The organism is Arenibacter sp. S6351L (assembly GCF_023016025.1).
GTDB lineage: Bacteria > Bacteroidota > Bacteroidia > Flavobacteriales > Flavobacteriaceae > Arenibacter > Arenibacter algicola_B.
Map to the genome: position 1 here is coordinate 1 of NZ_JALKBB010000001.1, position 16443 is coordinate 16443.

Here is a 16443-nt window from a genome sequence, read left to right on the forward strand (position 1 = left end):
GCACCGTCCTGTACAAAGGCATAGGTATACCCACCGTTCCCGCCAGTGGCTTGTACGGTCACCTGTGCGCCGATGTTACAGTTGGCATTGATATTTTTGGTCACTGTCAGGTCTAGGTCCGCCGCTGGCGATACAATGGTCACGGTGTTCGTGGTATCATCGCAGAAGGGGGTATCCGTAGCGGTAATTACCACATAGAAGTTCCCTGCAGGCAATCCTGATATACTGAGCACACCTGGTGCCACACCGGTATTTGTAATGGTGGTTGTAGTTCCATTGCTATTGAATACCTCATAGGAGTAGTTTCCGGTATAGTTGGTTACTTCTATTTCCATAACCCCATCGGAATCCCCAAAACAGGTAACCGGGGTAATGGCCGTGGCCACCACCTCTATAATGTCGTATGGAGCAATATTATAAGGAGCTGTGGTGAAATAACAACCGGTCACATTATCGGTCACCCTAAAGGTATAGTCCCCTGGTGTGGTCAATGTAAAGTCGGCCGTTTGGCTCACCAAGCTCTGTGTCGGGGCACTTCCCGTTGGCAAAAGCTCAAAGGTAAAGTCGCCCGAACCTCCCGTAACCGTCACCCTGGCCACCTCGTCATTGTTACAGGTAATGGCAGTCTGCTGACCAACGGTAACGGCTGTAATGGTGGGTAAAGGGTTTATGGTTATAGTATCGGTATCTGTACAACCGTTGGCATCACGTACTGTTACGGTGAAATTTTGAACTGCACCGGTATCGTTGATGTTAAAGGTATTGGTAGTAAAGAAGTTTACGCCATTTATGCTGTATGTATAAGGTGCTGTTCCAGTTGTTGGAATATCTGCTGTTATTACAGCTTGGGCTACAGAATTATCTGCGGCACAGGCAAAACTGGTGGCAGTTGCGTTGGCCACTAATGCACTAGGCTCATTGATAGTAAATGGAATATCTGTTTTACATAATCTAGCAGATGTGATCCTTACAATGTAATCGCCCTGATCTAATCCGGTAAATACGTTGGAAAACTGTGGGAGCAAAGTTTGTGGAATAGTTCCAGTACTGTCGAATAATTGATAGGTATAGGGTGGATTATCCATGCCCGGATCCAGTGTTACCACTATGGAGCCATCACTGGCACCATGGCAACTTATGTCATTTATTTCCCCAATGGCAGCAACTACGGCTGTAGGTACCTCCAAGGTGATATCGATAAATGAATCACAACCGGTAGCTAAATTGTCATAAACGTAAATTCTATAAGTTCCTGGGGTAAGGTTAGAGAAAGTATCTGGAATCTGTTTTGGTCTAATGATATTGTCCGAGGTATCCCTAAGCTCATATCTGTAATTGAATAGTGATCCGCCATATGCTTTTACCTTAATCTCACCATCATCCTGCAACAAGGCATTACACGATGGGGTTACCACAACTTCGGCCGACAGGGAGGTTGGGGTGTAAATATCTATATTTTCGATATTGCCACAACCATTGGCATCCCTTATTTCTACGGTATGGTTTCCTGAACTTAGTCCTGTGAAATCATAAGTTGCCGGGGCACCTGTAAAGGTCACTGCCTGAAATGCTCCTCCATCCAAACTTAGGAAATAAGGTTGCATGCCAGGGGTGTCCAAGGTAACTTGGATGGTAAAATTACCTTCGGTTGTAGCACATTGATCTGGTACAGTAAGACTAATTAACGGTGTGGGGTCTAAGTCAACGGTAACTAAATCTGATTGAATACAGTTGTTAGCATCTTTAACATATACAATATAATCACCATTTTCAACATTAGTGGATGTTGCCGAAATCCATCCAGCAGAAGCTGCTGTTGGTGCTGGATTTCCGTTCAATAAATACTGAAATTGATAAGGTGCTGTGCCAAATTTTACATTGGTTGTTATCACACCTGCATTTAGATTACAGTTATCATTCACAGGTGATGAAGCTGTAAATTGCATTAAATTAGGTGATTCAGTTATAGTAAAATTGTCTGAAGCAGCTGTACAACCTGGAAAAGTACCTCCTACTTCTGTGAACAATATATAATATACACCAGGAGCCAAGGTAGCAAAGTTGTTGACGCTTACTCCAGTTCCAACATTAGGAGGATTAACAGGAGATGAACCGCTATAGCCGGCACTTACGTTCGATTGCGCGTTAAATATCTCATAAGAAACATTCGTAGCATCTGCGGCATAATTGTCAAAACTAAAACTAACATTACCATCTGCATTTCCTTTACATGTTACATTTGCAATGTTATCAATGTTGGATGTTAAGTTAGAAGGAGTATCAATTGGGGTATCTGCAGTTTCGAAGTAATGACACATGGTGACGTTGTCGTAAACTACAAAAGTGTAGGTAACTCCTGGTATTAAACCTGTAAAAGTAGCTGTATCACCGCCTACTGAATCTGGACCTTGATAAGAAGATGAATATGGGGCTGAGTATGAATCAAGGATTCCAAATTCATAATCTCCACTACCAACGGCGGAAGCAACAGTAACGATAGCAGTTCCTCCCATAGCGCAGTTAGCGGTTAATGTTGATACATCAATGTCTAAGTCGTTTGGCGGGGAAGCTATGATTTCCGATTCCACGGAAAAACAACCATTCGCATCTTCAATAACAATTTGGTAGATACCAAATTCTAGTATATTAAAAGTATAGTCTTCGGCTGCTGTAGTAGTATAGCTGTCGGAATAACCATTGTTGCCTCTAAGATAATAAGTATATTCAGGGACTCCACCTGATACATTTGTAACCGTTATGGATCCTGCATCTGTTCCACCGCCTGCGTTACAGGTTATTGGAACAATGGTAGGAGGATCATAAGTTATTGGGGTTGGCTCATTAATGGTTATGGATCCCGTAAATTCACATTGTTTGTCGTCTTTTACAATATAGTTATAAGTACCAGCTGTTAAATTGGAATAAATTCTATTACTTGTGTAGGCACTTCCCTCAAAGCTTATTTCATAGGGTGCTGTTCCAAAATTGGTATCAATTGTAATAGTGACTTCACCATCACTACCTCCGTTACAAGTAACATCTTTTGCGATAGCACTCGCTTGAGGGGTCGTTACAGGCGTTACGGTAACGGTGTTACTCTCTGTAATACAACCCTGGGAATCGGTTATTCTAAACCTGTAGGTTCCAGCGCTTGGGGTCGTATAAGGAAATCCACCTGCATAGGCCGCATAAGCTCCACCGTTAAAGGCTACTTCATAGGTAAAGGCAGGATAACCTCCGTTAACGCTCACATTGATTTCAGCATTTGTACTAACGGAACAATCCAGGTCTTTGGTTAAAACTGCATTAGCTGTAAGCTCCGGTTCAATGGTAAATTGAACGGTATCTGTACACCCATTACTATCAATTACATTAAAGTCATAGGTAGCAGGTGTTAAGTCCACAAACGTATTGGAGGTTTGGGTAGGACCTGCGTTCAAACTGTAATAATAAGGAGCCAGCCCACCTGAAGCACCAACAACAATAGTTGCTAAGCCCGTGGAGGTATAGCATAAAGTGGACGCAGCAGTATCAATACTGGCTACTGGATTGGTAGGGGTAACAATATCAAAGGTATCTGTTACGGTACATCCACCGGCATCGGTAACGCTGATAATATAAGTGCCATCCTGACTTAAGCCGCCAAATGTATTTCCTCCCTGTGGTCCCAAAACAACAGTATCTGGTTGCTCAATTTGATATGTATATCCTCCCCATCCGTCTGTTGCGGTAATGGTTACCGATCCATCTGCGTCACATGTCTTTGGTGTTAAAACAAAGGTAAATGCCAAGGGGTCTGCAGGTTCGTTTACGGTCACAATGGCCGTATCGGTACAATTGGTGGTATCGTCCGTAACGGTAATGGTATAATCCCCGGCCAAAAGACCGCTAAAGTTCAATGGGTTGGTGTTTATTCCGGATTGTGGGGCAATGGCTGTTGGTCCTGTTACGGTAAAGCTATAATTGCCACTAAATCCGGTTATATTGTATTGTATGGCTCCATCCGAACTTCCCTGACAGGATACGTTCTGTGTCAAAGTACCCAGCACATTTATCTTGGCAACAGGGTTTAGGGTGTAGTTTTCGTCATATGAACATCCTTTGGCGTCAGTAATTCTAAACGTATAGGTGTCGGGAGCAAGTCCTGTAAATATACCTGTTGCATTGGAAGCGACTGCGACTGCCGGTGCAATAATTTCATAAGTGATTGCACCGCTACCTCCGGTTGGAGTTAGGGTGATATCAGAAGTCTCTGCTGGACAGTTGGCAGCCGTGGCACTGAATGAAATGTTTGTTGGTGGCGTTAACGGATCAATGGTTATAGGCCTAGTGGCGGTACATCCATTGGCATCCTTAACGGTAAGCGTATAATTTCCGTCCTTAAGTCCGGAAAAACTATTAGCTCCAAAATTAATGCCGTCTATACTATACGTATATGGAGAAGTGCCGCCAATTACGTTTTGGGCCTCCACACTGGCATCCTGTAGACAGGTATATTCTTGGATTATAGCTGCATCAAAAGTGATAGCTGCTGGCTCTCCCACGGTAACCAAATTGGTTACGGTACATTCCTTGGCGTCCTGAACAGTATAGGAGTAAGTTCCTGCTGCAAGGCCGGAATAAGTAGTATTGTTGCTAAGTCCTCCTCCATCAAAATTTACCAGATAAGGTGCCGTTCCAAAATTGTTATCCACTACAATTTCCACAACGCCATCACTACTTCCATTACAGCTTACATCGGTCACTGTTTCAGAGGCCTGTGGGCTGCTGGTAGGATCTATCGTAATCTCTGTTGTTTGGACAGTACAGCCTTCGTTGTCCGTAATTTCGAAGACATAGATTCCGGCTGTGGTTGCGGTGTAGTTAAAGGTGGTCACTCCGGCGCCCAAGGCAGTTGAAGCTCCATATCCCGCAGCATCAACATCTACTTTGTAACTATAATCTGGGTAACCTCCATTTATGATAATATCTATTATCGCATCAGGAGAAGTGGTACAATCCAATTCTTTTGTGACAGCGCTTGATACACTAAGCTGTGGCGCAATAGTTATAATATTTGTAGTAACATTACAACCATAGGCATCACGAACTTCAACGGAATAAGCCCCTGGCGCAAGATTGTTAAATACATTTCCATTTTGTGCCGGTGCGCCGTTAAGACTATAAGTATAAGGAGCAATTCCCCCAGCAGCAGTTGCGGTAAGGCTAACTCCTGTTCCGGGAACGTAACAAAGGTCTGTGGTTGCAGCCAAAGTTGCTGTAGGACTTGTGGGTGCAACTATATCAAAGGTATCTGTTACGGTACATCCACCGGCATCGGTAACGCTGATAATATAAGTGCCATTCTGACTTAAGCTGCCAAATGAATTGCTTCCCTGTGGTCCCAAAACAACAGTATCTGGTTGCTCAATTTGGTATGTATATCCTCCCCATCCGTCTGTTGCGGTAATGGTTACCGATCCATCTGCGTCACATGTCTTTGGTGTTAAAACAAAGGTAAACGCCAAGGGGTCTGCAGGCTCGTTTACGGTCACAGTGGCCGTATCGGTACAATTGGTGGTATCGTCAGTAACGGTAAGGGTATAATCCCCTGCCAAAAGACCGCTAAAGTTTAATGGGTTGGTATTTATTCCAGATTGTGGGGCAATGGCTGTTGGTCCTGTTACGGTAAAGCTATAATTGCCACTAAATCCGGATATATTGTATTGTATGGCTCCATCGGCACTTCCCTGGCAGGATACATTCTGGGTCAAAGTGCCCAATGCATCTATTTTTATTACTGGGTTAACCGTATAGTTTTCGTCGTACGAGCATCCTTTGGCATCTGTAACCCTAAAGGTATAAGTGTCCGGAATAAGATTATTAAATACTCCTGTTGCATTTGTTGCTATAGAGGCTGCAGGGGCAATGATTTCATAGGTGATAGCTCCACTTCCTCCTATTGCGGTTAAGGTGACATTTGATGTCTCGGACGGACAGTTGGCCGCGGTACTACTAAAAGTAATATCGGTTGGTGGATCTAAGGCTGGAACATTTACGGGAATGGCCGCAAAAGTACATCCACTGGCGTCACGAACGGTGATCGTATAATCTCCATCGGTAAGTCCGGTAAAGGTATCCCCAGCAACAAAATTTATTCCGTCTATACTAAAAGTATATCCAGGTGTTCCCCCAGTTATATTTTGGGCTTGTATACTGGCAGTTTGCAGACAGGTATATGGTTGTGTTAATACGGCATCCGCAGTAATGGCATTGGGCGCCGTTAAGGTTGCGCTACCGTTAAAAGTACAACCTTTACTGTCCCGAACTATATAATTATATGTTCCCGAAGCAAGTCCGGAGTATGTGGTCTGATTGCTAAGCCCTGCACCATTGAAGTTTACCTGATAAGGTGCAGTTCCAAAGTTGGGATCTATAACAATTTCAACACTACCGTTCCCGGCACCATCACAATTTGGATCCGTAATATTATTTGTTGCTACAGGATTGGTAATGGGATCCACAACAATAGTGGTTTGTGCTGTACAGCCTTCACTATCTGTAATTAGGAAGGTGAAGCTGCCATCAACGGCCGTGTTATAAGTTATGGTATTACCAACTATAGCGGTACTTGTTCCACCGTTTATTTGATAGCTATATGAGGCATATCCACCATTTATGGTAATATCAATTATTGCTTCAGGAGAGACAGAACAATCCAATTCTTTAGTAATAACATTGGACACTGTCAGCTGTGGCTCTATGGTTATTGTATTTGTAGTAACATTACAACCATAGGCATCACGTACTTCAACGGAATAGGCCCCTGGCGCAAGATTGTTAAAGACATTTCCATTTTGTGCCGGTGCGCCGTTAAGGCTATAGGTATAGGGTGCAATTCCACCTGCTGCTGCTGCAGTAAGGCTAACTCCCGTACCAGGAACATAACATAGGTCCGTTGTGGCGTCTAAAGTTGCAGTAGGATTTGCCGGGGCTAAAAGATCAAAGGTGTCGGTAACCGTACATCCTCCGGCATCGGTAACACTAATGGTATAGGTGCCTGTTTGATTAAGACCTGAAAATACATTGCTTCCCTGAGGGCCTAAATTGCTATTATCGGGCTGTTCAAGTTCATAGGAGTATCCTCCCCACCCATTGGTTGCAGTAATGGTAACCGATCCATCGGCGCTACAAGTTAAAGGAGTTGTGCTAAAGGTAATTCCTAAGGCTGTTGCCGGTTCACTTACAGTAATCGTGTTGGTATCGGTACAGTTAGTAGTTTCATCGGTAACTACTATGGTATAATCGCCAGCTACCAGACCGGTTAAATTAATTGTGCTGGCAGACTGTCCGGTAATTGCGGTTGCGCCATTAACAGAATAGCTATAGGTAGTGCTAAAATCGTTTATTTCAAAGTCTATGGCTCCATCGGCATTTCCTATACAGCTTACGTTGTTGATCAAAGTACCAACAGCGGTAATAGGATCAACTGGAGTAATGGTGTAGGTTTCGTCATAGGTACAACCCTTACTATCTGTAACCCTAAAGGTGTAGGTGTCCGGATCAAGGTTATTAAAGGTTGCCGTTTTACCAGCTATGGAATTTGATGCAATGGCCGATGGGGCAATTATCTCTATGGTCAATGGGTCAATACCGTTTACCGCCGTTACAGTAACATTGGATGTTTGTGTAGGGCAGTTTGGTGCTGTTGAGGTAAAGGTGAGGTCTGTTGGCTCATCAAGCGGATCAATTACTATGGTATTGGTAACAAAGGTACAAAGTGTTGCATCCCTAATTGTAATACTATAACTTCCACTCGTAAGATTGCTAAATGTTTCCGCACCTGGGCCCGAAACAAAGTTCACCCCGTCAATACTATAAGCATAGGGAGCAGTTCCACCAGTAACATTTTGTGCCTCTATGATACCTTCCTGCAAACAGGTATAGTCCTGTATTAAGGTCGCATTCCCCGAAATACCGTCGGTAGGACCGCTTATAGTGAAATTTTCTATATAGTCACAACTAACGGCTCCTTTTGTCTGTGTCAAGGTTACCGTATAATCGCCCTGGGGTAAATCGGTAAAGGTACCCGAAGCGTTGGATACTATTGTGTTATCGGGGTAAGTTAGTTTATAGGAAATTGTATAGCCATTGCTATTACTGACATTTACTGAAAAAGATCCATCATTGGCGCCAAAACAACTTTCATCCATTACTGTAGTTGTATATTCTACGGACGGAGCTATGGTTATGGTAGCTATGTTGGAAAAGGCAATACAGTTATTGCCATCTACAACAACGAATCCATAATCACCTTCTTCCCCTACACTGAAGGTAAAATCGGCGTCATTTTGATAAGCGGATGGAGGAATTGCTGCAACACTTGCATAAAGTGGAACACCGTTCTTACTCCAAATGGCGTAGTTATAGGCAGGATTGGGAAATCCGCCTGTAGTGGTCAGGGTAATTATTCCATCTTCACAACCAATGTTAGCGGTGGTAGCCGCGGTTAATACGGGGTCTGGAATTCTTGCCACTGTTACGTTTTGGGAATCCAAACAACCATCATCGGTTCTGGTAATTATGATATAATCTCCAGGATTTAAGTTTTCAAAAGAATAATTGTTGTCCGGCTGGGCGGTTTCATTGTCCAGTAGGGTACCTTGTCCCCCATTTGAACCGTCATCAATACGAATTTCATACTCATAATTGGCTTCTGCATTCAATGCCTGTATATTGATACTTCCCAGGTCATTACAGTTGGCAGGGGTGGAAGTAATATCGACCTGAAAATCCCTATCCCTGATACCTATGTCCGGGGTGCTGAATTCACAGGAACCATCTATTGGTTCCCCTGTAGTATTATCCAATTGCATAATTCCGACTCTATAAGCGCCATTGGTGTTAATGGTAAAGCTTGGGCCGTTATTGGCGCTATAAGGGACTACTATGGTGTTATTGGCAACATCATAAAGTTGATAACCATATCCCAAACCTAGATTGGTAATGGTGATATTTCCCGGGGTGGTACAAATAATATCGTTGGCATTGTACTGTACATCCAAATTGTTCTGGAAGACGTTAAAATAAAAGCGGCTAAAACAGCCATTCTGGTAATTGATTACCAATCTGAATTTTCCGGCAGAATTTGCTGTAAAGCTAGTACCAATAGACACCTGGTTCCAAGTACAGGTAGCATTTTTATTACCACAATCATCTCCGGCATCTGTACAACTACCCTCAACCAACTGTTCCCAAACCATGCTCTGGGCATCTGTAATATTAACTTGGATTAACTGAGTGTCGTTTACGCCACATAAGAATATCTTGGGTAACGGACTTCCATCAACGGAACAGTTAACAATTTCGCCCTGTACATCATTGGTAGGATCGGCATCATTGTTACTGTTATTGAAAAAATCAACAATAGGGTTTGTTTGCGTGGTACCAAAACGTTCTACGGTGAGTATCTCCTTAAAGCCCTTACAGGGGTCGGCTACAATTTTGTCTACAATATAGGTTCCAACGGCATTGACCATTAAAGTACTAGGGTCATTATCCGAATCCCCATCGGTTATTACAGTATCGGAGGCATCCAACTGTTGGTTTCCATTTTCATCCTTATACCATATATAATGGTCAAAGCCATTGCCGGCATCCAAAAGTACTTGATCCCCACAAAGTTGAACGGTTCTGGCAAAGTTACAATCGTCCAAATCATCCAATAAAAAGTTGGTGGCACCAGGAGTTACAAATCCACAATTATCAAAATCCGTAACACTGGGATCATCACTTATAACATTGTTATTTAATACCCCTCGATAAGTAGAATAAGCTAGGTTTTGGATAAGATCTGAACAGGCATCTATAAAGTCGTAACAGTTTTCTGCAACCTTAACGCGCATACGGATAGCATACTGTGGATCGTTTTTCTCCACCAAGTTGTTTGGAATGGAAAACAGAACCGTACGGGTAGGTTCGTCATAGGTATAGGTAACACCCGCCGGTAAGGTAAATCCTGATTCAATCAAGGTTACATTTATAGGTAGGATATCCTTGATCGTATAGCTGTCTCCATCATCATTTCCCACATTTTGGAATTCCAATACATAATCTAGGGTCTGTCCTAGATTTACCCCTTGCCCGGTTATATCATTTCCGGCAATATCTTCAACCCTTTTTATCAAATTCATTATGGGCTCAATAATTTCAACATCAAAAGAGGTGAAGAAGATATCGTATTTGTCTTGTGAAGAACTCGCCCTTAAGGTTGCCCCTGTTTCGTTGTTGGGAATAACGCCGTTAAGTGGATTGTTGATGTTAAAAAAGTCTACATCCCAACCCAGTGTATTTATGGAGTTGGGGGTTCTGTCCATCACTATGGCATTCGCCCTGGTAATATTACTATTAAAGAAGTTATTGGTAGGGTTTACCGTGTTCCCTAATGGGGTATATGTTAAGTTAGAGTTGGCCTTTATGGAAAGTCCGTCACCACCTATTCTGTTATCCCCTTCCAAGGTACCAACACCCAATTGTGCAATTACGGGAAATGGTGCTGGGAGCGTGGTAAATCCGTTTACCGGAATATCTACAGTTTCCCCTGATTTAATGCCGGCATATCCGTCAAAAGTGGTAATATATTTTCCTGGTAAATTGGGATCTTCAAAAACTACGACCATTTTCCAACCTCCGGAAACACCTCCGGAAATACTGCTTCCCGAGCTGGCCCTTATGTTGGCGGCAAAATATTCCCCATTGGGGTTGGCCATCCCGGCAACAATAGATGTAACATCTTTATAACAGGCGTATGGGCTGTAATAGCCAAAATCGGCATCCCCTGCGCCGTCAAATAATATTTCATCTGCAGTTAAGTCTTGATAAGCACCACCAGGGATTTTAAATTTAAGTGAGTTAAAGCCTGTCCTGTTGTTTGAACTGAAAACAGCAGACCAATATAGACCAGCATAGCGGACTTTGGCACAATCAGGATTGGGAACCGTTAGAATTGCGCTACTTGAACTAAAGGTGGACGCATCGCCATCGATATCAATGTATTGCATATCGAGGTCGTCATTATATTCAGAGGAATTTCCTGTTTCATTGTAGGGGTCATTTGGGGAAACAAAAGAATTTACCCAAACATATTTCCATTCTCTACATTCCCCCTTTTTATTTACTTTAACACATTGGTAGTCCCAATATCCATTGGCTTGCCTATTGACGATATTGTTTGCTATAAAGGTTATATCACCACGGAGTTCATTTTCATAACGAACGTCAAAAGTGTTTTTTACCTGTGAATAGGCAGAGATGACGCCTAATAGTAAAAAACAAGTTAACAGTAATTTTTTAATATTTTTTGATCCCATCAGGTAAATTAGTTTGGTATGGTATTCATTATTTAGGTTCTCAGGCCATTAATAATGTTTACTTTGAATGGGAGGTTTTTGGAAATTAAATTTTAGTTGTTGAAAAACTTCTTGATAAGTTTCTGAAAACCTGACATTCATAACAAATATTAATCTTAATACTGAGCTGGGAAATTTAATGTTGTAGCAGCGCTATATTCTGTTGTGAAACTCTTTTATAGTATGGTTAGCCATCTTTATAAAAGCAGCTTGTAAGAATGTAGTTATGAAGGAACTATCTATTATTACTAGTTAATGCCTAGCGTAGCTGGGATCAAAAATGACATAATGGATACTGTAGTATATCACAGTAGTGATAGCTATACCTTGGGGAGGTAAATTTTTAAGAATCCGTTTGTTGTCAAACGCAACAAACATTATTTCATCGCATTCACCCAAATAAGCTAGGGAATTTGGTAATTATTGAAAATGATTGGGAATGGAATTCAATAGCCCGGAATAAAAAGGGCACTACCTTATCAATCATTTAGCCGTGTAAGCTAGGCTTTTTCGGGAAGGTTCATCAAGTAACTTGGTATTGTATTTTTTCCGAAACTTACTAATCGTTTTTAGGGCATTGTTCGCAATCCGAAGTTTAATCTGATAGTTACCTGAATTGACCGGTTAATATATTTTTTAAGAGAAAGTTGAATTAGGTCATTTGATTTGGTGTTACCCGCATGATCCACATTTTATCGGTGTAAGTATCGTTTATCTTAGAGTAATAGGAAACCAATGCATTGTTCCAGGATTCGTGTCTCTTAAGATATACATATCTATAGTTATTTTCGGGGTTTATAAAATAACTGGCACTTAATCCTTGGGCATTCAACATTTTCACAAATTTATTGGCATTATTTGCATTGGCAAATACATTGGCAATGATGTAATAACCAGTTCCCAGACCATTTATCTTGTACACTTTGGCCGTAGGATCATTGGAGGTTACATTGTCTTTAACCACAACATTTTTCTGAAGTTTGTCCAGGGCATATTGTGTTGATTTTTCCTTGATCTTGTTTACGTTATCCACATAGGCCTTATCGGCATCAGTGTAGCGGGTGTTGTCCACATTCATAATCCACATATCCTTGGAATAGGTACCATTGATGTTGGATTTATGGGCGGCCAGTGCCTCTTGCCAGGTATCATACCTTTCTAGATAAACATATTTAAGACCATTGTTGGCATTTTCGAAATAGTCTGCCCTAACTCCGTTATTGGCAAGTTCCGTTACAAATTTATTGAGATACTTTTCACCTTTATAGACATTGGCTACAACATAGTAGCCGTCGGCTACCCCATCCAAATTCCTGAATTTTCTACTCTTAATATTATTTTGTTGGGCTACCCTTGTAAACTCGTCCTGTTCGGTGTCTTCACTTTTTACTTTTGGGGTAATTTTGGTTTCAACAGTCCTAGTGGCTATAGCATCCTTGGGTTTGGCCACAGGATTTATAACGTTCGGTTTATTTTCTGTTGGGTTGGGCTTGGAATTATTGACCAAGCCTCCGTTTTCATTATTAACGAGATACATTTTCTTGGCTTTTTCCTCAATGTCCGGACGCTTGCCCTGGGTTTCTTCGCGTACCATTTTCATTACCATTTCAAACCTGCGTTCCAAATCTTTCTGACGGTTGGTTTCTGATGAATCTTGACGGAACATTAACTCGGCCAAAATTTCATCATTTTCCGCCAAAGCTTTCTTTAGTTTTTCTATTTCCAGTTGTTGTGCGGTAAGGGTATCTTCCTGTTCTTCTTCATTTTCCGCAAGTTCCTCATAACCTTCTTCCAACATTACACGATCTTCTGTAAGATTTGGGGTTATGGAGTAGGCAAAGGATATCTCATGTGTTAATCCAAAATTGTCAAAATTGTTGGACAGGCCTTTTTCCATGGTATACCCTAAAGAGAGCCTGCGGTTTATGTTAAATCCAATACCGGCAGAAGCGCCATAGAAACTATCATATCCACCTTGTAGCCAACCTAATTTGGGCAAGTCCAGGATAAGACTACCACCTAGGACTATCTCTTCGGTTCCAATTTTACGTACTCGTGCCAGGGGCATTAAACGACCTGCTTCAAAAATGCCGGTACCGTTTTCAAACTGATGGGTATATTGTAAATGTCCGGAGAAGGTTTTATCGCCAAATTCGGTTATTGTCTCACTGGTCTTTAAATTATAGTCAAATAGGTTTTCAGCGAATACTCCAAAATCAAACTGGCCAAAAGAAATATTGAATCCTGGTTGAAAGGACAAAAGATTGGAATCCTGTAGCCCGTTTAAAGCGGGGTCATTGGGATCCAAGGCATTGGCTCTGTTCCTATCAAATCCACTGTTGTAATAAGCTAGGTTTGCTCCAAAGGTAAAATTGCTCTTATCACTTAATTTAATGCCATAGGCATAGTTGGCCATAACGCCGTAGTTGGATATTAGTCCTTCCCTTTGTGTATATAGGCTTAGTCCCAAACCACTGCGGTCATTGACACGACCACTGTAACTTAAGAAATAGTCTTGGTTGTTATCGTTAAAAGATACCGATTGGTTTCTGTGTAATAGATTTATATATGATTTGTCTTCCCTTACCGTAGAAAAGGTGGGGTTAATTAGAAATCTATTGAATTTTAGGAGGTTCTGTGAGGGAACATCGTAAGAAACAAACGGACTCTCTTCCTGCCCGGTAACCTTGGTTAGGCAGAGTAATAGAAAGATGATATATAAATAGTTTTTCTTAAACATGGTGCATTATCGTATTACTGTAATAGTACCTTTCTTTAAAGTTTCCTTGGCATTTTTAATGGTATAATAAAATACCATATTTTGTTTCGGGAATTTCATAGAAGCTTCCGGCCAGTTATTCTTGTATTGGTTCTGGCTAAGTACTTCCTCTCCTTTGTCGTTATAGATAATAACTGAAATATTGGGGTCTTTAGTATATGTATTCGGAATAATCCATTGGTCGTTGTAGCCGTCACCATTTGCAGTGATTACATTTGGGATACCAAAAGTGTCTTGATAGGAGGCAGAAAATGTTTTGGAAACCTCGCAATTGTTAACGGTTGCAGTTACCATATAACTTCCTTCCTGAGTAATGGAAACGGTGTCCGTATCACTCAACATAACGTTGTTTTGGTCGTACCATTTATAGCTTGTGGCCCCACTGGCAGAAATTATTTTGCTGCCGCCTTCGGGAAATACCACCTCGTTATTGGTTATGCTAAGGGCTATCAAGGAGTCGTCCAAAGGAGAAACAATGATCTCATTGGATCTAAGATCACAACCGTTTTTCTGTACTATTAGTTGATAGGTGCCTGGTGCGGTAACCGATAATGATTCGCTTACGGTATTTAAATTTACGCCATCTTTAAACCAATCAAAGCTTTCACCCGTTAGTGTTGTGGTTGTTGAAATGTCTATTGTCTCGCTGGAATTACATATTACTGTACCAGTGGATGATATTGTTAATGTTTCGTTGGTCAACAAACGTACAGGTAGTGCATTGGAAGTAGAAGTAAAACTGTCCAAGGTTCCTATAACTTTATATTCCCCGTTTTCACTAGTATTCGTTAAGCTGATATTACTTCCATTGGCAGAGGCAATGTTGGCTCCGTCCCTAGTCCACTGGTAGGAGAAATTGCTTTTTAAATCTGCGGTTACATTGGTTTTGGAACCATCCGATAGTACGGCGTTAATAGTACTTATTTCAATAGCTACGCTTGTATTAATACAATCGGTATATTCTGTAGTATAGTTGGTAATTAGCTCAAAGGAATCAGGGTTTACCACTGTTGTAGTTTCCGTGTTCTTGATGGCAGAGGTACAGGCACCACCACTTAATGTTACTTCTGCGTAGTAATTGCCGACAGCATTTGCTACATAGGAACTATTTGTTGCCCCCGCAATGATGGTGTTATCCTTATACCATTGGTAGGTTACGGATGCGGCATCGGAAGAAGCAGTTAAATTGGCAGTTGCTCCTGGTAAGATGACCATATTGGCCGGGTTGTCCCTAGAGACAGTAAAAAGACCGGCATTGGTAATGCTTACGCTGTTGGAGGTTTCTGTACAAATACCATCTCCCTGTATCTTTACAGAATAGTCACCTGGAAAATTGGGGTCATTTGTATCTATGGAATAGGTATAGGCACCTAGGGTGCTTGGTTGAATAATTGTTGTTCCCTTGTACCAGGTGTAGGCAAGGTCCGGATAGTTCATATTGGCCTCAAGTGGCGCATAACTTTGACCTGAACACAATGCAGTTTCGGCCGGTGGGTTCAGTGCCAAGCCTACGCTTGTACCAATTTCAACCTCAATGGAGAGCGACTGTGTATTGGCGGATCCTGAACAGGTGGAACCGTAATCCAGTTCTACAACGTAATAACCACTTTCCGAAACTTCAATGGATGATCCGCTTCCGCTGCTGGTGAAGGGTGATGTATTTTTATACCAATTATACCGATAAGTTTCTGGGTTGGGTACATTGTATACTTCCAAGGTAGTAGTTCCCCCGTTGCATAGTTGTATTTTCTGTGCAGGAGGAGCTCCTGAGTCGCCCACTTCTCTAATGGCGAGCGTAGAGTTGAAATCTATATAGTACATTTCAAAGGCTTCTGAAACAGGGCTTGTTTTGGCAGGACTGGTACTTCTTACCCTAAATCTGTAGGCATCTCCCCTTGTATCCGTGGGCAGTGCAAATGAAAATTCAAAGTCGAAGTCCGAATTCTTGTCCGCTACCCTGGCCAATTCCTTGGGACTCCCAAAGGAACCAGTGGCATCGGATAATTCCAATACAAATTCATTGTCACTGTTTACAGTAGGAAGCCAGGTGAAATTTATGTAGTATTCGTTAAAGGTTGCAGATGCACAGGCAGCGGTCCAAACTGAGTTGCCCGCTAAATTTGGGTTGTCAGCAGGAGTAGGTTTGTTCAGAGTCTGTGCTGAAATTGAGCTTGCACCCAACAGCATCAATGTTAGAACGAAAATTAGTAGGTTATTTTTTTTGTTCGGGTTCATGAGATGTTGTAGTTAGGGGTTACTACCAGCTTTTATTGTTGA

Annotated in this window: 3 protein-coding genes; all 3 read right to left on the reverse strand. The window is 41.8% G+C overall.

Annotated elements, in window-relative coordinates:
- Positions 1-11348, reverse strand: an 11348-nt coding sequence (locus MWU82_RS00005; protein WP_247094813.1) for a hypothetical protein, incomplete at its 3' end; no start/stop codon positions are given.
- 691 nt (positions 11349-12039) lie between these two features.
- Positions 12040-14127, reverse strand: a complete 2088-nt coding sequence (locus MWU82_RS00010) for a PorP/SprF family type IX secretion system membrane protein (protein ID WP_247094814.1) — start codon at positions 14125-14127, stop codon at positions 12040-12042.
- 6 nt (positions 14128-14133) lie between these two features.
- A complete protein-coding gene (locus MWU82_RS00015) occupies positions 14134-16401 on the reverse strand; it encodes a gliding motility-associated C-terminal domain-containing protein (RefSeq protein ID WP_247094815.1) in 2268 nt (755 codons plus the stop codon).
- Between the last annotated feature and the right edge of the window lie 42 nt (positions 16402-16443).